General features: G+C 69.1%; 23 protein-coding genes. 13 read left to right on the top strand and 10 right to left on the bottom strand.

Annotation, left to right across the window (positions count from 1 at the left end):
* Positions 1-338 precede the first annotated feature (338 nt).
* Both ABD810_RS39525 and ABD810_RS39520 read right to left on the bottom strand, forming a co-directional pair.
* Entirely contained in the window at positions 339-1,307 is a 969-nt protein-coding gene (locus ABD810_RS39525; RefSeq protein ID WP_344953173.1) for a hypothetical protein, read from the bottom strand.
* The gene (locus ABD810_RS39520) at positions 1,307-1,852 is read right to left on the bottom strand and encodes an RNA polymerase sigma factor (protein ID WP_344953171.1); all 546 of its coding nucleotides are present in this window, start codon (positions 1,850-1,852) and stop codon (positions 1,307-1,309) included. Before ABD810_RS39520 ends, ABD810_RS39525 begins: the two co-directional genes overlap by 1 nt.
* A gap of 305 nt (positions 1,853-2,157) precedes the next feature.
* Between ABD810_RS39520 and ABD810_RS39515 the strand changes: the two genes are divergently transcribed.
* The 3 genes from ABD810_RS39515 to ABD810_RS39505 all read left to right on the top strand — a co-directional run bounded on the left by ABD810_RS39515 (position 2,158) and on the right by ABD810_RS39505 (position 3,859).
* Positions 2,158-2,637: a hypothetical protein gene (locus ABD810_RS39515; protein ID WP_344953169.1), complete on the top strand. Its 480-nt coding sequence runs from the start codon at positions 2,158-2,160 to the stop codon at positions 2,635-2,637.
* Between the two features lie 21 nt (positions 2,638-2,658).
* Positions 2,659-3,261 carry a tyrosine-type recombinase/integrase gene (locus ABD810_RS39510; RefSeq protein WP_344953167.1) on the top strand — a complete coding sequence of 201 codons (603 nt, stop codon included), beginning with the start codon at positions 2,659-2,661 and terminating at the stop codon, positions 3,259-3,261.
* An 82-nt stretch (positions 3,262-3,343) separates the two neighbouring features.
* The gene (locus tag ABD810_RS39505; RefSeq protein WP_344953165.1) at positions 3,344-3,859 is read left to right on the top strand and encodes an NAD(P)/FAD-dependent oxidoreductase; all 516 of its coding nucleotides are present in this window, start codon (positions 3,344-3,346) and stop codon (positions 3,857-3,859) included.
* Here ABD810_RS39505 and ABD810_RS39500 read toward each other — a convergent pair.
* On the bottom strand, positions 3,806-4,675 hold the full coding sequence (locus tag ABD810_RS39500) for a TetR/AcrR family transcriptional regulator (protein ID WP_344953163.1): 870 nt from the start codon (positions 4,673-4,675) through the stop codon (positions 3,806-3,808). The two genes, ABD810_RS39505 and ABD810_RS39500, sit on opposite strands and share 54 nt — an antisense overlap.
* Before the next feature lie 88 nt (positions 4,676-4,763).
* Here ABD810_RS39500 and ABD810_RS39495 point away from each other — a divergent pair, with 88 nt between their 5' ends.
* Positions 4,764-6,554 (top strand): right-handed parallel beta-helix repeat-containing protein, encoded by a 1,791-nt coding sequence (locus ABD810_RS39495; protein ID WP_344953161.1) that lies wholly within the window; start codon positions 4,764-4,766, stop codon positions 6,552-6,554.
* A 384-nt stretch (positions 6,555-6,938) separates the two neighbouring features.
* Here the strand turns inward: ABD810_RS39495 and ABD810_RS39490 are convergent, their stop codons facing one another.
* Complete coding sequence (locus tag ABD810_RS39490) at positions 6,939-7,271, bottom strand: hypothetical protein (RefSeq protein ID WP_344953159.1); 333 nt, start codon at positions 7,269-7,271, stop codon at positions 6,939-6,941.
* Between the two features lie 209 nt (positions 7,272-7,480).
* Here ABD810_RS39490 and ABD810_RS39485 point away from each other — a divergent pair, with 209 nt between their 5' ends.
* A complete protein-coding gene (locus ABD810_RS39485; RefSeq protein ID WP_344953157.1) occupies positions 7,481-7,723 on the top strand; it encodes a hypothetical protein in 243 nt (80 codons plus the stop codon).
* A 32-nt stretch (positions 7,724-7,755) separates the two neighbouring features.
* Here the strand turns inward: ABD810_RS39485 and ABD810_RS39480 are convergent, their stop codons facing one another.
* Positions 7,756-8,139, bottom strand: coding sequence for a hypothetical protein (locus tag ABD810_RS39480; protein ID WP_344953155.1), 384 nt, complete (start codon positions 8,137-8,139; stop codon positions 7,756-7,758).
* Positions 8,140-8,254: 115 nt separating this feature from the next.
* The gene (locus tag ABD810_RS39475) at positions 8,255-8,848 is read right to left on the bottom strand and encodes a TetR/AcrR family transcriptional regulator (protein ID WP_344953153.1); all 594 of its coding nucleotides are present in this window, start codon (positions 8,846-8,848) and stop codon (positions 8,255-8,257) included.
* Positions 8,849-9,020: 172 nt separating this feature from the next.
* On the opposite strand from ABD810_RS39475, the gene ABD810_RS39470 reads away from it, so the two are divergent.
* Both ABD810_RS39470 and ABD810_RS39465 read left to right on the top strand, forming a co-directional pair.
* Positions 9,021-10,205: a YbfB/YjiJ family MFS transporter gene (locus ABD810_RS39470; protein ID WP_344953151.1), complete on the top strand. Its 1,185-nt coding sequence runs from the start codon at positions 9,021-9,023 to the stop codon at positions 10,203-10,205.
* A gap of 120 nt (positions 10,206-10,325) precedes the next feature.
* Positions 10,326-11,081 carry an alpha/beta fold hydrolase gene (locus ABD810_RS39465; protein ID WP_344953149.1) on the top strand — a complete coding sequence of 252 codons (756 nt, stop codon included), beginning with the start codon at positions 10,326-10,328 and terminating at the stop codon, positions 11,079-11,081.
* Positions 11,082-11,197: 116 nt separating this feature from the next.
* Here ABD810_RS39465 and ABD810_RS39460 read toward each other — a convergent pair whose 3' ends face one another.
* Positions 11,198-11,482 (bottom strand): tyrosine-type recombinase/integrase, encoded by a 285-nt coding sequence (locus ABD810_RS39460; protein ID WP_344953147.1) that lies wholly within the window; start codon positions 11,480-11,482, stop codon positions 11,198-11,200.
* Positions 11,483-11,725: 243 nt separating this feature from the next.
* Between ABD810_RS39460 and ABD810_RS41265 the strand changes: the two genes are divergently transcribed.
* On the top strand, positions 11,726-12,043 hold the full coding sequence (locus tag ABD810_RS41265; protein WP_425567051.1) for a hypothetical protein: 318 nt from the start codon (positions 11,726-11,728) through the stop codon (positions 12,041-12,043).
* Between the two features lie 18 nt (positions 12,044-12,061).
* On the opposite strand, the gene ABD810_RS39450 is transcribed toward ABD810_RS41265, so the two are convergent.
* A complete protein-coding gene (locus ABD810_RS39450) occupies positions 12,062-12,859 on the bottom strand; it encodes a recombinase family protein (protein WP_425567056.1) in 798 nt (265 codons plus the stop codon).
* A gap of 25 nt (positions 12,860-12,884) precedes the next feature.
* Positions 12,885-13,124 (bottom strand): zinc finger domain-containing protein, encoded by a 240-nt coding sequence (locus tag ABD810_RS41260; RefSeq protein ID WP_425567050.1) that lies wholly within the window; start codon positions 13,122-13,124, stop codon positions 12,885-12,887.
* A 368-nt stretch (positions 13,125-13,492) separates the two neighbouring features.
* Here ABD810_RS41260 and ABD810_RS39445 point away from each other — a divergent pair, with 368 nt between their 5' ends.
* Genes ABD810_RS39445 through ABD810_RS39435 form a run of 3 tightly spaced genes read left to right on the top strand, consistent with a single transcriptional unit; the run spans position 13,493 to position 17,186 of the window.
* Positions 13,493-14,002, top strand: a complete 510-nt coding sequence (locus ABD810_RS39445; RefSeq protein WP_344953143.1) for a PadR family transcriptional regulator — start codon at positions 13,493-13,495, stop codon at positions 14,000-14,002.
* Positions 13,999-14,691 (top strand): ABC transporter ATP-binding protein, encoded by a 693-nt coding sequence (locus ABD810_RS39440; protein ID WP_344953141.1) that lies wholly within the window; start codon positions 13,999-14,001, stop codon positions 14,689-14,691. The genes ABD810_RS39445 and ABD810_RS39440 overlap by 4 nt, the downstream gene beginning before the upstream one ends.
* On the top strand, positions 14,688-17,186 hold the full coding sequence (locus ABD810_RS39435; RefSeq protein WP_344953139.1) for an FtsX-like permease family protein: 2,499 nt from the start codon (positions 14,688-14,690) through the stop codon (positions 17,184-17,186). Before ABD810_RS39440 ends, ABD810_RS39435 begins: the two co-directional genes overlap by 4 nt.
* Before the next feature lie 92 nt (positions 17,187-17,278).
* On the opposite strand, the gene ABD810_RS39430 is transcribed toward ABD810_RS39435, so the two are convergent.
* Entirely contained in the window at positions 17,279-17,431 is a 153-nt protein-coding gene (locus ABD810_RS39430; protein ID WP_344953137.1) for a hypothetical protein, read from the bottom strand.
* A 256-nt stretch (positions 17,432-17,687) separates the two neighbouring features.
* Here ABD810_RS39430 and ABD810_RS39425 point away from each other — a divergent pair, with 256 nt between their 5' ends.
* Together ABD810_RS39425 and ABD810_RS39420 are read left to right on the top strand one after the other, a co-directional pair.
* The gene (locus ABD810_RS39425; RefSeq protein ID WP_344953135.1) at positions 17,688-17,855 is read left to right on the top strand and encodes a hypothetical protein; all 168 of its coding nucleotides are present in this window, start codon (positions 17,688-17,690) and stop codon (positions 17,853-17,855) included.
* A complete protein-coding gene (locus ABD810_RS39420; RefSeq protein ID WP_344953133.1) occupies positions 17,846-18,373 on the top strand; it encodes a DUF4158 domain-containing protein in 528 nt (175 codons plus the stop codon). Before ABD810_RS39425 ends, ABD810_RS39420 begins: the two co-directional genes overlap by 10 nt.
* Positions 18,374-19,132 lie beyond the last annotated feature (759 nt).

Genomic DNA, 19,132 nt, shown 5'->3' with positions numbered 1-19,132 from the left:
CAGGATGCGTTCGATCTGGCCGACGAGGCGGACGGTGAGTCGACGTTCCAGCCGAGCGATCGCACAGGAATGAGCTCTCTTTGTCGAGGTTGTGCGGGGTGTTGTGGACTTTGGGGGTGTACATGACGGCGCGGGCGGCCAGGATCTGCCCGGCCGAGGTCTCGCCGGTGGAGCCGACGGGGCGAGTGCCATCGAGGTGGCCGGCGAGCTTGCCGTGGCACTTGCTCACGGCCTCGAGCCCCAGCGCCATTCCCCATTGCGAGCCTGGTCGAGGGTGGGGAGCGGCTGCAGCGCCGGTGTGTCAGCCGGCCGATGTGTCATGGCTGCCCGGGCAGGACTTATTCCTTGACGACGTTGTCGCGTGGACCACCGTAGACAGGGTTCCTGTCGAAGCGCTTGTCGGTGACGAGCAGGCGGATCAGCCCCGGTTTGAGGATGGATTCCTCCGCCTCCCAGACGATCCAGTCGTCGCCGACGGGTTCGGTCTGCGTGCGGAGCTCGCCGAAGCCGCCCGGGTTGTCCGGCGCGACCGCCATGATCAGGTACTCGACCTTCAACCCGCGCCTCTTGAGCTCGGGCAGGACCTCGCCGACGGTCTTCTCGTCCACCCGGAAGCCGGCGAGTGAGCGGCCCTTCGTGGTTGCCAGCCGGTAGTCGGCCTTGTCCCCCGCCTTCGGCTCGTTTGACTTGTCGGGCACGAGAACGCACGGGGCGACCGGGCCGCTCATAAGGATCGTGCTCGTGCCGTGGTCGCTGATCGTCCAGACGAACGTCTGGTCGGGCTTGAAGAGCTTGGTGTCGATCCGCATCTGCCAGCCCAGGCTGTGTTCCTCCCCCGGGATGTTCTCCGGCACGGAGTACAGGCCGCGGGGAATGTCCTGCACCGAGGTTCCGCGCGGTTCCTGGCACCACTTGCCCGGGGGGGCGTAGTCGACGGTGGCCGGGACATTGAGTTCCTTCAACCGTCTCGCCAGCCCCGCCTTGTCGCGGAAATCCCGGATCTGGACGTATACGACACCGTCGGGTTCCTTGGTGACCGCGTAGGAGGGGGTGCCGCTGCCCTTCAGCAGGCTCGGCCCCACCACGATGCCCACGGCGAGCAGCCCCGCGCCCGCCAGCCCCAGGGCCAGCCGCTGGGCAGGGCGCCGGGCAGGGCGCAGGCGGATGGCGGATGGGCCGGGCTGCTCGGCGGCGATTGAGACCAGCAGCTTCCGCGCCCCCGCATCGGAGGCGTGCCCTCCCGGCTTGCCCGGTTCCACCCGCGCCAGCGCACGCGTGATCTCGTCGATGTCGTCGATGTTCTTCATCACAGATGTCCCTCCGCGGGGGTCAACCGGCTTTCCGATGTGAAGTGCACGCCCGCCTCGGCGAGCGCGCGGGCGAAGCGCCTGCGGGCGCGGTGGAGTCGGATGCGTACGGCGTTGCGCGACATACCGAGCACGGCGGCGATCTGCTGCCGGTCCAGTCCCTCCCAGGCGACCAGGGACAACAGCTCCCGATCGGTGTCCGGCAAGGCCCGGAAGATCTGCGCGATCGCCGTCAGCTCGACCCCGCTGTCAGGAGCGGCCTGGTACAGGTCGGCCATTTCGGCGTCGAGCTCCACATTGAGGGCCTGGCGGCGCACCTCGACCCGATAGTGGTTGGCCAGCACCTTGCGCGCCACCCCATACAGCCACAGCGTGGCCTGCTCTCCATCCGGCACTTCACCCATCCGCCGCCAGGCGATGGCGAAGGTTTCCGCCACGACGTCCGCCGCATCCTGCGGCGAGTGGCAGCGGCGGACCGCGTACGCCGTGATCCGGCCATACGTCTCCCGGTAAACGGACTCGAACCTGGCCGGCTCACTACCCACGGGCTGGTCCCGCGCCTGGTCTCCTCGGCATCCCCATGGCCGCCTCCTTCATAGCTTTGATGTACGGACATCTGTGCCTATGTAGGGAGTCAGGCCATCATTTCGCGCCAGGGCGGAGAATTTCGCGGCTATCCCGCCGCGGCGAAGGGCCGAACCCGGATGGTCCCGTCGGCGCCCCTGACGGGAGGACATTCACTTCAGGAAATGACCCTTCCGTGAAGTAATGTGGCTCCATGCCGTCCTCCACCCCCAGCTCGGCGTCCAGGCCTGCCGGGCAGGATCACGCCGAAATCACTTGACGAAAGGTGGTCTGGCTTCCCGAACGCCTCGATCCGGCCGACGACAGCCTGCCGGTGTGGATGGAGCGCTACCTCGATCTGGCCGTGCGCGGAGCCCGCTCGACGGAGGTCATCGCCAAGATCTCCCGGCATCTGGAACGCTTCGGCGCCTGGATCGCCGACGGCCTCGGGCACGACCGGCTCTCGGCCGTCACCGTGCGCGAGGTCACCGCCTGGCGCGACCACCTGGCCGCCGCCGGCAACCGCGGCCGTGACGACACGCCCGCGCCGATGGCGCCGGCGACCGTCAACAACCATCTCGCGCACCTGTCGGCGCTGTTCACCTGGATCACCGCGCACGCCCCCGAAGGGCTGCTGCGCCACGGCGACCCGACCAAGAAGTCGCCCCGCTACCACTGCCCGCCCCGCAGCCGCGAGCGCTGGCCGCCGCCCAGGTGCGCACCATCAAGAACGTCGTGGACCGGATCGAGACCTTCCACGAGCTGAAGGGCCGCCGGCACCGCGGCGTTGCCTCGCCCCCGGGTGCACGCCCACGCCCGCCCGCTGCGCGACCGGGCCATCGTCTACCTGCTGTTCGGCACCGGGCTACGCCGTGCCGAGGTGGTCGGCCTGGACCTGGACCAACTGGAGCCGGCCGACCCCCACCGGCTGCGCCAGGCCAAGAAGGCGCGCCTGACCGGCGTGCGCGGCAAGGGCCGCACCAGCCGCACCGTGTTCCTCGGCCGCGACGCCCGCCAAGCGCTGGCCGACTACCTCCAACAGGAGCGGCCCGGCGACGCTGCTACCAGCACCGCAGCGGCCGCGCTGCTGCTGTCGGCCGCCTCCATCGCCGCCCGCCGCCCCGACGGCCGCCTTTCGGCCCGCTCCATCAACACCATCGTCAGCGAGGTCGGCCGCCTGCACGACGCCCAGACCACCGACCCCGACCGTCAACTCGGCGCCCTGCGCCCGCACGACGCCCGCCACACCTTCGCCTTCGGTCTGTCGCAGGCCTCCGGCCACAACCGCGCCGAACTCGAACGCCGCCTCGGCCACGCCAACGACCGCTACCTGCGCCTGTACACCAACCCACCCGACGACATCGCCGCCGGCTACGTCGAAGACCTATGACCACGAGACCTGGGCATCCCGACACGACAAAGCGTGGCAGGAATAGCGACGCTAACTGTGGCACGTCACACGCTCGGTCGTCGTGATCGACAGCGGCTCTCCGCGCAACGGGCCCGCGCAGGCCGTGCACGGCTTCATTGTCCTGGACGGCACCCCGCCTCCCGCGATCCTTCGACGGGGCCGAGAGCAGGTGCGCCAGTACGGCGGGCGCATCGTCTTCGGCGAGGTGGTCTCGGCCGAGTCTGCCGCCCCGTCGGTGGACGGGGATCTGCGGTTCACCGTCTCCCTGGCCGACGGTCGCAGCATCACCGCCCGCCGCATCCTGGTGGCCACCGGCCTCACGGATGTGCTGCCGGAGGCGCCGCGGGCTCGCCGAGCACGGGGGGGGCACAGTGTGGTGCACTGCCCGTACTGCCACGGCTGGGAGGTGCGCGATGAGCTCATCGGCATCCTCGCCACCGGCCCGGCCTCCATCGGTCACGCGTTTCTGTTCCGTCAGCTGACCGAGGATTTGACCTACTTCACCCACGGCGCTGACGAAGAATCAAGACCGAGTCGACTGACGTTGGCGATAGGCACGTTGCTGACAGGCCCTTGAGCAGTAGTCCCGTGGCCGTCCCCGCCCTCCCTCGTCAACAGGCTTCCCGCACATCGCGCACTCCGCTCCCCCAATTTCGTCACGCATTACCTCACTCCCCCGGCTTGCGACGAGCGCCTGGACGCCATCGAGCGTGCGCTGCAGCCCGAACTCGAAGGGATCGAGCGGCTGGTCCATCCCTCCGCTCTCCCACAGCCTTCCCAAGGCCGGATAGGCGTCCAATCGCTCGAACAGAGACTCGCGTTCGCTCCACCAGCGCTCATGGGAGATCCCGGTGCGCCGCTGAAGTTCCGCGGTCTCCCCCGCCTGACGCGCGACCGACTCGACGAACCCACCCACGAGGTTCACGACCGCGATCACCTGAGCCGGCTCCAGACCGCTGCGCGACGCGACGTCGAGCGCGTGGTCGTACCCGGCCATGATGTTCGGCCCGGGCAGGCGGCGGCTTCCCGCGCTGTAGACCAGCCAAGGATGCCGTTGGTAGATCTCCCACGCCCGCCGCGCCCAGCGCTCGAGGCCGGCGCGCCAATCCAGCCCGTCCGCGGGCTCCAGGGGCGCCTCCCCGTAGACGGCGTCTCGCATGAGTTCCACCAGTTCCGCCTTGCCGGGAACGTACCGGTAGAGCGACATCGTCGTGGTGCCGAACCGTTCCGCGACCTTGCGCATGGACAGCGCGCCGAGCCCCTCGGCGTCCGCGACCTCGATCGCCGCCGCGACGATCCGGCCGAGGCTCAGCCCGGGCCGGTCCGGTTCGTGCGCGCCCCATAGCAGCTCGATCGCACGCTCCGGATCCGGCTGCGCGTCGTCTTCAGCCACCGCTACTCCCTTGACGCTTGTCACTCTTTCGTGTTTAGCTGATAAACCTCAGTATATCCTATAAACCATCTCGCAGGGGAGCTCCACCATGCCCGAAAACAGGTTCTACGTGTCCCCCGACGGCCAGGACGACTGGTCAGGCACTTTCGACCGGCCGTTCGCCACCCCGCACGCGGCTCAGAGAGCCGTCCGTGCGCTCACCACCGAGATGACCGGCGACATCGTCGTCGCCTTCCGAGCCGGCGTCTACCACCTCGAAGAACCGCTCACTTTCGACGACACGTCTGCCGATTCCGGCACCAACGGCTTCCGGGTGGTCTACCAGGCCCACGGCTACGGAACGGCCGAACAGGAGAAGGCCGTGCTCAGCGGCGGCCGCGAGATCACCGGTTGGTCCGCGGGCGCCGACGGCGCATGGACCGCCCCGATCGGCGAACTGGAGCCGCGACGGCTCTCCGTCGACGGCCGCCCCGCGTCCCGGGCGGCCCGCACGACCGGGCTCCCAGGAAGCGTGACGAAAACAGCTACTGGTTACGTCACGGACAGCATGGAGCCTCAGGCTTGGCCGGATCCCTCAGGACTGGAGTTCGTCTACCCCGGCGTCTACCCGTGGTCCGAAGCTCGCCTGGCGGTCGCCGCGATCTCCGGAGACGGCTCCTCGACCACCATCACCATGGCCCAGCCCGCCTTCGACAATGCCAAGTCCCTCTACGACTCGAAGTGGTACGGCGCAGGTGGTGACGGGACCTGGGACGGCCTCGCCGCGCCATCCGTGCTCGAGAACAACGTGGCCTTCCTCGATGAGCCGGGCACCTTCGCCGTCGACCGCTCCGAACCGGGCGGACACGTCCTGCACTACCGCCCGCGTCCCGGCGAGGAGATCGGCAAGACCACCGCGATCGTGCCCGTTCTGGAGACCCTCGTCAGCGGGCAGGGCGTGCACGACATCGTGCTGCGCGGCCTCACCTTCGCCGAGGCGAACTGGTCTGGCCCCACCCGCACTGGCGGCTACCTGCACTATCACGGCAACGCTCGTCACGAGCAGGGCGAGTTCCAGAAGATCGACATGGGTGCCGAAGTGGGCTACGTCCACGTTCCGGCGGCTCCAACCCAGCTACCGGCCAACGTCGCCTTCGACTGGGTCAGCCGGATCGTGCTGGAGGGCAACCACTTCACCCGCCTCGGCGCCGGCGGACTGGCGATCGAGGGCGGCGCCGCCGTCGAGGTCCGGGGGAACGTCTTCGACGAGATCTCGGGCAGCGGGATCGCGATCCAGGGTGCCACTCGCGTTACCGTCGAGGACAACCTCGTCCACCACATCGGCACCGAGTACCGCGGTTCCCCCGCCATCCTGGTGGTCGAATCCGAAGAGACCACTGTGGCGCACAACGAGATCCACGACGTTCCGCACAACGGCATCGTGATCACCGGCGGCGAGCGAGCCAACGGGACCCAGGTGGTCGCGAACCTCGTCGAACGCAGCATGGGGGTGCTGATGGACGGCGGCGGGATCTACCTGTCCGCACCGCAGGGCTCGTCGTTCGCCGGCGGGGCGGTGGTCCGGGGCAACGTGATCCGCGATGTCCTCACGTCCTACAACTTCGGGCTCTACACCGACTACGGCGCCGCGTGGATCACCGTCATCGGGAACGTCGTGTGCCGGGCCGATACCCCGATCGTGCTGCAGGTCGGCCCTCCGATGGAAAATGTCGCCTTCATCGGCAACTTCTGGGACGTCCGGCCCGACGGCTACGATGACCCGCCCAAGACGGTGACCGTGGCCGGGAACACCGTGCTGCCCAAGAAAACCTTTGACGAAGCGATCAAGGCCGACCCGGCGGCGGCCGACATCGTCGCGCGGGCGGGACGGCGCGTCTGAAACGATGATCGGGACTCCTGCCCGGCCCGCGGCTCGTGCGTCAGGCAGGATCGTCCCCGGCCATGCGAGCCTGCCTGACCGCGTCGTTGCGGTGTTCGGTTTGGCGCCTGGATGAGATCAGGCGCCAAAGGTTGGTGTGGAGCCCAACGCCGGGCCGTATAGGTCTGGCCCCAGCACGGGCGGTGCTGCTGGACCCCTTCGTGATCGAGCGGCCGGGGGCGGCGTCACCCGCGGTGGTGCCGGAGACGATCGTGGTCGGCCACGGCAAGATCTATGTGCTGGAGCATCTGACCAGGTGCGTGCGCCCGGTGGGGCATCTCGATTCAGCCGGTTCGGTCAAGGACGGGCCGGGACAAGGGGCCGGTGGAACGGTTCTTCCGCACGTTACGGGAGGATCTGGTGCAGGCGCTGCCGGGTTGCAAAGGGCCGGATGTCCACTCCCGCGGCCTGAGTCCCGAGGCGGAGGCGTTCTTCTTCCTCGACGAACTCGAAGCGATCATCCGTGAATGGGTCGCGGCCGTGTATCACCACAGGCCGCACGCGAGCCTGCTCGATCCGCATCTGCCCAAGCTGCGCATGTCGCTGGCCACGATGTTCGAGCACGGTATCGCGCGGGCCGGCTACATCGAGGTCCCGCGACATCCGGACCTGGGCTATGAGTTCCTCAAGACCGAGTGGCGCACGATCCAGCACTACGGCGTGGAGATCGACGGCCACCGCTACCAGGGCCCTGTCCTGTCACGCTACTGGCCTGGAGCTTCGCCTGTACCCGCCACCACACGCTCCTGCTGGACGCCTGTCCGGCCTGCGGACGCCGCCACGCCTGGACCCGCACCGAGCTTGCCGGCTCGCCCTACCTCGGTGATCTGGGGCTCGCCCTCCCGGAGAACTCGCCGCGCGGTGGACCACCCGCCTGCCTGTTCCCGTTGCCGGAGGCAGACTCGGTCTCCCTCGACCCCGACGGCCCCCTCCTGCGCGCCCAGCACCACGTCAACATCACCATCACCGCCCTGCTGGCCGCGCGGCGCACCCGCGCCGATCTCACACCGGTGCACCAGGTGCTCGATGATCTGCACGCCGCTGCCCGCGCGGCACTGGCCGCGCTGCGCACCTCGACCGCACCACCGGAGTCCATCACGGCGATCACACGTGGTCTGCTCGGGGTCTGAGGAACAAAGGAACATCGGAACCGGATCGTGCGCTAAGCGTTTGTCCTGGTGATTCCTGGTTTGACCGGTCGATCATCATTGCCAGAACCTTCGGAGGTCTTGTCATAGACCTGGTGGAGGTTCGCATTGCCGGTCGAGTCCTTGTCGGTCGCCGGACGGCTACCGGCCAACACCAGCGCCAGCATGGGCACCGACGGTCGGCTGCACCTGGCGGCGTTGGACGCCGTTGCCGAACCGGCGAGCCTGGTGGCGCTGCGGGCGGCGGTGGAGGCGATGATGCCGCGGGTGGATCTACCCGAGGTGGTGTTGGAGGTGTTCTCCTGGACCGGCGCCGATGCGGCGTTCACCTCCATCACCAGGAGGCGGCCCGGCTGGCCGACCTGCGGATCTCGATTGCCGCGCTGCTGGTGGCGCACGGCTGCAACGTCGGGATGACCCCGGTCATCGGCGGCGCGAAGGCGCTGACCCGCGACCGGCTCTCCCACTTGGCCGGGCATCGGCGGCTGAGACAGGAAGCTAGGAAGGCCAGTCTTAGAGGCTGGGGCGAGCGGCGGCGGACAGCAAGGTGAGCGCGGCCTTGCGGGCGGCCTCGCCGGCGTCGGCTGCGTCGTGATGCGCGGCAATGACGGTCGCCCCCTCGACCAGCATGAGCAGTTGTCGTCCCAGAAGGGGCGGATCGACGGCTCCGGCACGGCTGGCGATGCCGGTCAGGAGGTCGAGGTAGCGGTCCAGGTGGCGCGCGGTGATAGTGCGAACGGCGTCGACGTGGTGCTGGGCGGCCGCGTTCAGTATCGCGCAGCCACGGAAGACCGGGTCGTCGTACCACCGCTGGAGGGCGTCGAACACCGCGGCGAGTTGCTCGCCGGGGGCGTCCCCGGCGGCTGCGGCGGCTTCGGCCAGCCAGCTCGTGACCCGCTCGCTGCGCGCTTGCAGCATGGACTCCACGAGGGCGTCCTTGGTGCCGAAGTGCCGGTAGAGCGTCTCCTTGGACACTCCGATGCGGGTGCACAGCTCGGCAACGCCGATGCCGTCCAGGCCACGCGCGTACAGCTCCCGGGTGGCCGTCTCGAGGATGGCCGCTCGGGTGCGCTCTGGGTCGATCGTCGAGCCTTTGGGAACGGGCATGCCCTAGATCGTACCGGTCGGTTCGTTCTACTGCTAGCATCCGAGTTCGTACCGATCGGTTCGATCTTTGGAGTGTCATGCCAGACCTTTTCGCCTCCCCGCGAATCCGGAACGTCTCGGACGTGCGGGATGCGACCCCTCGCGGCGATGGTGCCGCCGAGAGATGGGACCGATGACGCAGACGGCACCGAAGGCGAAGCCTCGGGCGGCCTGGCAGGCGGGCCGGCTGGCGCTCGGCACCGCCTCGGCGCTCGGGCTCGCGCGCTTCGCCTATGGCCTGCTCCTGCCGGCCATGCGCGAGGACCTGCGCTGGACCCTGGCTGAGGCGGGGGCGATGAGCACCGCCAACGGGCTCGGCTACCTCCTCGGCGCGCTGGTGACCGCCGCGGTCGTGCGCCGCTGGGGCACCGCCGCCGCCTTCCGCATCGGGATGGCACTCACGGCCGTGTCGCTGGCTGCCACCGCGGCCAGCGACGCCTACCCGGCGCTGCTGGCCGCACGGACCGCAGCCGGAGCGGCGGGGGCGGTGGTGTTCGTCGCCGGCGGCGTGATCGCCTCGCGCGTCGCCGCCCGCGCGGCCTCCAGCGCGCCCATCACCGTGTACTTCGCCGGCACTGGGCTGGGCATCGTGGTCAGCGGGGTGAGCATTCCCGCGCTCGGGGAGCACTGGCGCCTGGCCTGGGTTGGCTTGGCCGTCGCTGCTGCACTGGCGACCGTGGCGAGCTGGAGCGCGGCAAGCACGGGCGAGGACGCGCATGCCGCCGCGGCCGGCCGGGTCCGCGTGCGCCCGCTGTGGGGGGCCGCCCTGGCCTACCTGCTGTTCGCCGCTGGGTACATCACCTACATCACTTTCCTGTCCGCCTACCTCGCCGACCAACACGCCTCGCTCGGGCAGGTGGTGCTCACCTGGACGGCGCTGGGCCTGGCCGTCATTGCGGCGCCCGCGCTGTGGAGCCGCCCCACCGCCGAGTGGGCCGCCACCCGAGCATTGGCCACCCTGCTTGCGATCCTGGCCGGCGGAGCGGCGCTCGCGCTGGCAGCACCCACGCCACCGGTCGTCCTCGCCTCCGCGATCATCTACGGGGCGACATTCATGGGCGTTCCCGCCGCCATCACCGCCCTCATCAAGAGCAACGTCCCGCCCGCCGACTGGACCGCCACGCTGGCGGCCTTCACCACGGTGTTCGCGGCCGGGCAGACCGCCGGGCCGTGGATCGCCGGCATGGTCGCCGATCACACCTCGACCGAGGCCACCCTGGCGTGGACCGCGATCCTGTGCGCCGCGGCCTCCGCGATCACCATCGCCGGAGGCCGCACACACCCCGGCGCACCTCGGCCCGGCCCGGCGCACAACTGAGACGTGCGCCTGACCTCGGCGACCCCGGCACAGAAGACCGCGCATGCGGTCGACGTTCTCCCGGGCAGCGCCTCACAAGTTACCGGACACCAAATCCGACAAGAGAAAGAGAGAACGATCATGGGCAACTTCGTGCTCATCCCAGGGATGTGCCACGGCGGCTGGTGCTTCGCGGAGCTCACCGGCGAACTTCGCGCGCAGGGGCATGCCGTCTACCCGCTGACGCTGACCGGGCTCAGCGAGCGCAGCCATCTGCTGCACGGCGGAGTGAACCTCGACACGCACATCCAGGACGTCACCAGCGTGCTAGCCGCTGAAAACATCCAGGATGCGGTGCTGGTCGGCCACAGCTACGGGGGCATGGTGATCACCGGTGCCGCCGACCGCGCACCCGAACGGGTGAACGCCCTGGTGTACCTGGACGCCATGGTGCCGGAGCCCGGCGACTCCACCTGGACTCTCGTCTCCGACCAGGAGCGCCGATGGTACATGGACGTGGTGGAGACCGGCTACGCGGTACGGCCGCTGCCCTTCTTCGACCCACGGGCCACGCCCCACCCGCTGGCCTCCCTGCTCCAGCCACTCCAGCTCACTAGCGACCTCGCGCACATCCGCCGCAGGGACTACGTGTACGCCGCGGGCTGGGACGGCCAATCCCCGTTCACCCCCGTCTACCATCGGTTGCGTGAAAACCCCTCGTGGCGGACGTACGCTCTGGACAGCGGCCACAACCTCATGCGCGACGCGCCGCAGGACCTGTTGAAGATTCTGCTCCAGGTCGTGGACCCCGCTGATGGCGAGGATCGGGACGGCTCCACCGCGCGGCCTGCCACCAGAGCAGTCACCACAAGATCTTCGCTGGCCAGCCAAGCGTAGCGCCGAAGCAGCGCCGCGCGCCGGCGCTCTGGGAAGCCCTCCGCACCCAGCCATTCGCTCACGCTCAGGGCCACCCTTCCCATCCGGCGAATCGACAGCTGAGAGCGCGCGTTCCCTCAGCGCCTGCGGGCGGCGGGATCGCGTCCGGCCTGCCAGCGCGCGAGTGCTTCTCCGGAGACCCGGGCGTAGCGGGCCAGTGAGACGACCGAGGTGTGCCCGGAGTAGGCCAGCAGGGTGGAGGTGTTGGCGCCGCCCTCGGCCGCGTGGGTCAGCGCCGAGTGCCGGAGTTGGTGCAGTGTCCAGCCGCCGGTGGCGGCCTCGAACAGCTCGGCCGCCCGACGAGTCGAACGGAGATGAGGAGGGAGTAGGAGGTCGGGTACAGAACCTGCATCGGATGGCATGGCAGTGGGCTCAGGCCAATCGCCGTCCGGATGGTGTCTTGCCATCGGGCAAGACCATAGCCATGCAGTTCTCTCGCAGTGCTAGATGGGGACGCTGGATCAAGAGGGCCTGCCAGTAGGAGTGGAACGGCGAACCGGGTTTAGTGTCACATCTGTTGACGCTGTGCGGGATGATGATCGGCGACGCCCCCCGTCGTGATCTCGGACGGGAGTCACTGACCCGCCGATATCTCTACAGGAGAGGTGCCTGATGGCCCTGCCAGCGATGACGTCGGAGCGGCGTGCGAAGGCGTTGGCGAAGGCAGCCGAGGTGCTACGGCACGTCGTGCGCTGTTGGCGGAGGTGGCCTCCGGCGCGGTGAGTGTGTCGGAGGTGTTCGAGCGCAACGGGCAGGATCGGGTCGGCAGGACACGGGTGGTTCAGGTTCTGCGGGCCGTTCCCGGGTATGGGCCGGCCCGGGTCGCGGCGTTGATGGCCATCTGCGGGGTGGAGGAGAAACAGCGTGTTGGCGCGCTGAACGAGCAGCAGCGCGAGCGACTTCTGCGGGCTTTGATCAGCTGACAGGACTGTTCGTGTGCGCTATCGGAGCTCTGCGTTCGGGTGAGGTTGACTCTGCAGGCGATGGCGAAGTTCGGCCTCCTCCGCCGTCAGCGCCTGGCCCGGGTGTCGGATGCGGGCCAGGCGAGGTCGAGGGATGTCTTCGCCCTGCAGGAGGGCGAAGTCGGTGTGGGCCGCCTCGACGGCTTCGGGGTAGGCCTGCTTCTTCTCATGCTCGGCGAGGGCCCGGTAGATGCTGGCCAGGGATGGGTTCTCGCCTTTGCGTTTGCCGGTGGGGATGATGAGGTCTTTGCGGATATCTTCGACGCGTTCCCCGGCGGCCTTGCGGCGCAGCACGGTGTGCAGCATGTCGTCGATGATCACAGGGGGGCGGCCGCCGTGCTTGCCCTTGCGGGCGGCGGCGTCCAGGCCTTCCAGGGTGGCCTCGCGGATGGCCTCGCGTTCGGTCTCGGCCATCGCGGCGAAGAACGCGAACAGCATCCGGCCCGGCCCGGACGGATCGTAGATGCCGGCCAGCGGCCCGGCGAGCATCTCCAGCACCAGGCCGTGCGCGGTGAGGTGGTCGGCCAGCGCGGTGAGTTCGGCGGCGTCGCGGCCCAGCCGCTTCATCTCATACACCGTGAGGATGACCCGGCAGTGTGGGGCGTGCGCTTTGATCTGCCGGGCCAGCGCGAGCGCGGCCTCGAATTGCGGGCGTACCTTGACCCGGGTCGAGATCTTCTCGGCGAAGATCTTCTCGCGGCCAATGCCGTGCGCGGCCAGCGCGTCCAGTTGGGACTGCAGTTCCTGGGTGAGGGCGGAGCAGCGGGCGTAGCCGATCCGGATGTCCGCCGACGGCCCATCGTCACTGAGCGGCGCGGGCGGCGGTGTGCCCGGCCGCCACGGCTGGCCCGGGTTCCGGTCGGCCGGTGTGGTAGGTGCCGGCCACCGCGCCCGAACGCGACCGGCACGGCGAACCGGGCGCTACAGCGCATCGTGGGCACGGGTGACGCTCGACCTCATCAGCGTCACGGGTGCGTTCTGTGCTAATGGCAGACGAAGAGGTGAAATCGGTGTGTTCGCCGGGTTCTGGGGCCTCGGCCATTCCCCAGATGCTCTCACAAACATTTCCCAGAATCCGTGGATCCGCCAACTTGCATGAGAACGAGTTCTGAGAAGAAATCGGCCCCTCCGGCGGTCAGAACCAGCGCCCTGGGGCCGTCTGGCAATCTTCTCTGGCAATCGAGCGTTTGTGCGAGCCTTGCCGCTATGGGAGTCGGCGCTGGTGAGAGGGCATCGCTCGATCCCCATTTCACGATCCGCAGTTTTACCCCACCTGGCAGAGAAGATCACATGTCGTGCGCTTGATCGAGACGTGAGGGCGCGACGGTGGTCGGGTACGCGGAACGCCGCGTCCGCGCGCTGCGGACCCCTCCTTGAGTGGCGCATACTGCGTATGCATACTTAGTACTCATGCCGGTCAGACACGGGCTTCTCGCCCTACTCAGCAAGGGACCTCGACATGGCTACCAACTGCGGGTCGAGTTCGAGGCGACGACCGGGGTGACCTGGCCGCTCAACATCGGCCAGGTCTACACAACGTTGTCCCGCCTGGAACGCGACGGCCTGGTCGAGCCGGGCGAGACCGACGAACAGGGCCGGGTCGTCTACACGATCACCACGAACGGCCGGAAGGAAATGGAGCGATGGTTCAACACCCCGGTCATCCACTCCGACCGGCCACGCGACGAACTGGTCATCAAGCTGGCCATGGCCATCGCGGCCAAGAAGGTGAACGTCGCCGAGGTCATCCACAAGCAACGCACGGCGACCATGCGAGCCCTTCAGCAGCTGACCAGAGCCAAGCGAGCCGCCGCTGAAGGCGCAGCCCAGCGGCTCGTGCTCGATTCCATGATCTTCAAGGCCGAGGCCGAGCAACGGTGGCTGGACCACTGCGAGGCCGTTCTGATGGAGGAAAGATGACGTTCGTACGGCTAGCTGAGGTGGCCAGAGTTCACGGCGAAGGGGTGACAGCCGTACACGCTCTGAAGGGTGTGAGCCTTGAGGTCGGCGTGGGGGAACTGGTCGCGGTCATGGGCCCGTCCGGGTCCGGCAAGTCGACCCTGCTCAACCTCGCGGGCGGGCTCGACCGGCCCACATCGGGGACGGTGCACGTCGGCGAGCAGGACCTGGCCACCGTGCGCGATCTGGCGGCGCTGCGGCGCCGCAGTGTCGGCTACGTCTTCCAGGACCTCAATCTGATCCCGTCGCTGACGGCGGTGGAGAACGTGATGCTGCCGCGCGAGCTTGACGGCCTGCGCTCGAGCCGGGCTCGGGAGGAGGCCATGGCCGTGCTGGCGGAGATCGAGGTGGAAGAGCTGGCCGACCGCTTCCCCGAGGAGTTGTCCGGTGGCCAGCGTCAGCGGGTCGCTATCGCCCGCGCTTTGGTCGGTGAGCGGCGCCTGCTGCTGGCCGACGAACCGACCGGCGCGCTCGACACGCGCACCGGCGACGAGATCCTGCAGATATTACGGGCTCGCTGTGACGCGGGCGCGGCGGTCCTGCTCGTCACCCACGAGCCGCGCTACGCCGCCTGGGCCGATCGTGTGGTGTTCCTCCGCGATGGGATGATCACCGATTCCACGAACGGGTCGCTGGTGAGCGCCCGATGAGCGCCGTTGTGGCCGCGCTGCGCCTGGCCCGCCGCAACGCCTGGCGTTCCCGGGGACGAAGTGCGCTGATCATGGTGATGATCGGCTTGCCCGTCTTGGTGCTCACGGCGATCCTCACCCTCCTCGAGACCATGAGCCTGACTCCGCAGGAGGGGCTGGTGGCCCAGCTCGGCGCGGCCGACGCCCGCCTGGTGCAGGCACCCAAGGGTACGGTGCTCCAGCAGCAGCCGAACGGGGCGAGCTGGAGCATGAACGGCGGCGATGACGAAGCGGCCGCTCCCGAGCTCGACGCCGCCAAGGTGGCGGCGCTGCTCGGACCGGGCACCCGGTTGCTCCCGTTCAGCACCGGCACGCTGCGGCTGGGCACCGGGCAGGTCGACGCGCTGGAGACCGATCTGCGCGATCCCCTCACCAGGGGGATGCTGACATTGAGCGAGGGCAGGTTGCCCGCCGCCGGCGAGGTCGCGGTGACACCCGCGCTCGGCCTGCGCCCCGGCGACCTGCTGCGGCCGTCCGGCGCGGCGCCGCTGAGGGTGGTGGGCGTGGTCGAGCACCCGCACCGGCCCTCGCTTCGAAAGGCCGTGGGTCCCGATCTGCCGCTGACGCCTCTGTTCTGGTCTCCAAGCGAGTACGGCCCGGGCTGGCTCGCCGACACCGCAAAGCCCGTGTCCTGGGCCGAGGTGCCCGCGCTGAACACGGCCGGCCTGTACGTCACCTCCCGCGCCACGATCCTGGACTCGCCGCGCGGCCTGGTTGCTTTCTCCGTGGTGAACCAGCAGCAAACGGTCGGGCTCGGCGCCATGGTGATCATGGTGGTGCTGGAGACCGTGCTGCTGGCCGGGCCCGCTTTCGCGGTCGGGCTCCGCAGACGGCGCCGGGAACTGGCCGAGATCGCCGCGCAGGGAGGCTCGGCCGGGCACCTGCGGACGATCGTGCTGGCCGACGGAGTGGTCCTGGGCGGTGCGGCCACCCTCGTGGCGACGGTGCTGGGCATCGGGGCCGGAGCGCTGGGCGCCCCGCTGGTGGCGCGCTGGGGAGGGCAGGTCGGCCCGCCGGGGGTACCGTGGGCGCCGGTGCTGGGCGTCGCCGCGCTGGGCCTGATCACCGGGCTCGTAGCAGCGCTGGTGCCTGCCGTGCAGGCGGCTCGGCAGAACACCGCGGCCGTGCTGGCCGGCCGGGCGCCGACAGTGGCCGATCGGCCGGGATGGCCCCTGGCGGGGGCCGCGCTGGTGCTGGCCGGACTGGCGGCGACCATGGTGGCGCGCCGCCAGGGCGGCTCGGCGTGGGTGCTCGCCTCCGCGGTGCTGATCCTGTTCGGGCTGGTGGTGTTGACGCCATGGCTGGTCCGCTGCACCGGAGGGCCGGCCACGCGGTTACGCCTGCCGCTGCGGGTGGCCGTCCGCGACGCGGTCCGCCACCGATCCCGGACGGTGAGCGCCGTGGCGGCCGTCATGGCGGTCACGGCCACAGTCGTCGCTGTAGGCATCGGCACTCAGAGCGAATACATGGACCGGCGTAACGCCTACACCTCGGCGCGCCCGACCGGCATGCTGGCGATCTGGGGCGGCACCATGACCGATGGGACCTGGAGCAAACTTCGCGCAGAGACGGTCCGGCGGTTGCCGGGAGTGCCGCTGGCGGTCGGCTACCAGGCGAAGGACGCCCAGGGGCACCGCTACGCGTTGCGGTATACGGTGCGATGGAACGGGATACGCACGCCTCGCACGGCGGCCATCGGCGACCAGGCTCTGCTCAGGCTCCTGCAAGGGCGCCACGATCCGCAGGCGGCCGCGGCGCTGGCCAGCGGTAAGGCCGTGGTGTTCGACGCGGCCGCGGTGCGCGATGGCAAGCTGACGCTGCGGGCCGGCTCCACGTCTGGCCCCGCGCGCAAACTCGACGTACCGGCGGTGCTGGCCACACCCGCCGACGAGCACCAGGGCGGGGCCCTGCTGCCGCGCACCCTGGTCGAGCAGGCCGGCTTCACGACGGCGGAGCGTGCGCTCTATGCCATGTACCGGCTGCCGACCGACTCGATGCTGGAGCGCGATCTGGCCAAGGTGACCCCCCGCGTGACGGTCGCCTCCGAGGAGGGCTACCGCAACGTGCCCGACCCCGGCTTGTGGGCCTGGCTCGTGGGCGCTCTGGTCCTGGTCGTCGGTGGCACGCTGGCCGCCACTCGCCTGGCAGCCGCCGATATGCGGCCTGAGCGGGCGACGATGATGGCCATCGGCGCACCGCCAGGGACGTTGCGGCTGGTCGTGGCCGGCCAGTCCCTCTACATCTCCGGGCTCGGCGCGCTGGTAGGGCTGGCCGCGGGAACGGTGACCGGCGTGGCGCTGAGCCGGCCATTGACGACCCACGGCGCCGGAGATCCCGCCACGATCGCCATACCGTGGCCGTTCATGATCGCCGTGGTGGTGGGGCTGCCCGTTCTGGCGACTGTGGCGGCGCTGATCACCCGGACCAGACTGCCCCTTGCCCCCCGGCTCCTGTGACACCGGATCCTGGTCTGATCTCGACTACCGCGGGATTCGGGGCGACGGTTCAGCGCGTCACCCCGAAGGGCGCCGCCGATCGGGTAGCGGGGTCACGGGTTGAGCAGGAAGTGCAGGCCCGCGTCGTGGACCCTGGTCGGGCGCAAGGGTCTCCACCCCTCGATGAGCTTGGCGAACTCGGATTCGATGTCGACGGTGATGAACCCGTCACGGCATTCGCACCCGAACGGGCCCTTGCTTCCCACCGGCTCCCCGCAGGACAGGCACGTGCAGGGCCCGGGTGGCTCTGCACGGAGCCCAGAGCACAGGCGCGGACTTCGGACACGTGTGCAACCCGACCGTCATGAGCTGGACGACGGTGATCATGACTGGCGCGAGACTGACACAATTCACCACGTAATCGGTCACGTTGATCATCTGGCCTGACCGCTGCTGATATCCGAGGGCGCCCCCACCGCGGCGTGCGAGGTGGGGGCGCCCTGGCATGCCTGGAGTCCCCCTATGCCGGTCAGTTTCCTGTCCGCCGAGCAACGCAGCCGATACGGCGTCTTCAACGCCGTGCCCGACATCGCCCAGTTGGGCGCCTTCTTCCACCTGGATGCCGATGACCGGCGCCGGGCGATGGCCGCGACGGCGCGCGCAACCAGCTCGGCTGGTCCGTGCAATTAGGCACAGCGCGGTTCTTGAACTGCTTCCTGGACGATCCCGAGGACGTTCCTGCCGTGGTGGTCGACTACGTCGCCGAGCAGCTCAGCCTGCAGGCGGCCGACCTAAAGGGGTACGGCGAGAAGGAGGCCCGTCGGGATCATCAGGAGCAGATCCGCACCGGCTACGGCTACACCGCCTTTGAGGGCGAGCAGTGGTTCGCGCTGGCCTGCTGGCTCTACAAGCGGGCCTGGACCACGGGCGAGCGCCCGATCGTGCTGTTCGATCTGGCCACCCACCGTCTGGTGGAGGCCAAGGTCCTGCTGCCCGGTGTCACCACCCTGGAGCGGCTGATCGCCGCGCTGCGCGAGCGCGTCGCCGCCCGCCAGTACGCGCTGCTGGCCGCCGCCCCCAGCCCGAACCAGGCCCTCGTGCTGGAGAACCTGGTCAAGGTCGAGGAAGGCCGGCGCGTCTCCCGGCGTGAACAATTTGACGATGTACTCCTGAGCCCTGGTGTCGTAACATCCGGACACCGCGAGTGATCTCCCGGAACGGCTGAGCAGCCCGCCCTTCCCCGAACTCGGGTTCTCACCGCAGGACGGGAGGTCCACCGCGTCGCCGTCCTTGTCGACGACATAACCGTCGTCGTAGTCGGTGCTCGGATCGATCACGAGCGTCCACACCCTGCCCGGCGCCCCCGGCGGACGCGTGGCTTCGAACACCCCAGGCCCCGCCGACAGGCACGCGCTCAAAGGAACCCCGAGCGCGGCCAACACCACCGCCAGGCCCATGACCTGCCATTTCGCCCTCCGCGCCACGGGCCTTTCTCTCTGTCGGTGAAGGTTGACAGAACAACAGGACCCGGGACACGCGTCCCGGGCCCTGTTCTCAATACTCGCCTAGCATTGGTAGGTTCGCTTGCCATTCGTGCACCAGTAGCTGAGCCGATACCCTCGCACCGTCGTCGCGATCTGGGCGTAGGTACGGCTCCGACACTTGGCCTTGAGCGCTAGGCCGATATTCCTACCGAGAGTGTTGTTCCGCAGATCCGCCGCTGAGTATGCCGTCTCTTTCTCACCAAGTCAGGTCACCTACGCCGGGGAGAAATTCGCACAAGACGCGACTCTAGTCCTGGCCATGCTCGACCGAGTCGGCAACGGCGACTCCACCGCAAACACGCCAGAGTCCACCGAACCACCGAGAAATGCCACGGAACTGAGACCGATCTCAGATGACATCACCGTGAGACAATCGAGAAACCGCAGGTCACACAAGATCAATATGTCAGGGCGCTGAGACCC

This window comes from Sphaerisporangium flaviroseum (genome assembly GCF_039537005.1).
Classification (GTDB): Bacteria; Actinomycetota; Actinomycetes; order Streptosporangiales; family Streptosporangiaceae; genus Sphaerisporangium; species Sphaerisporangium flaviroseum.
This window is presented reverse-complemented; position numbering and strand designations above follow the sequence as displayed.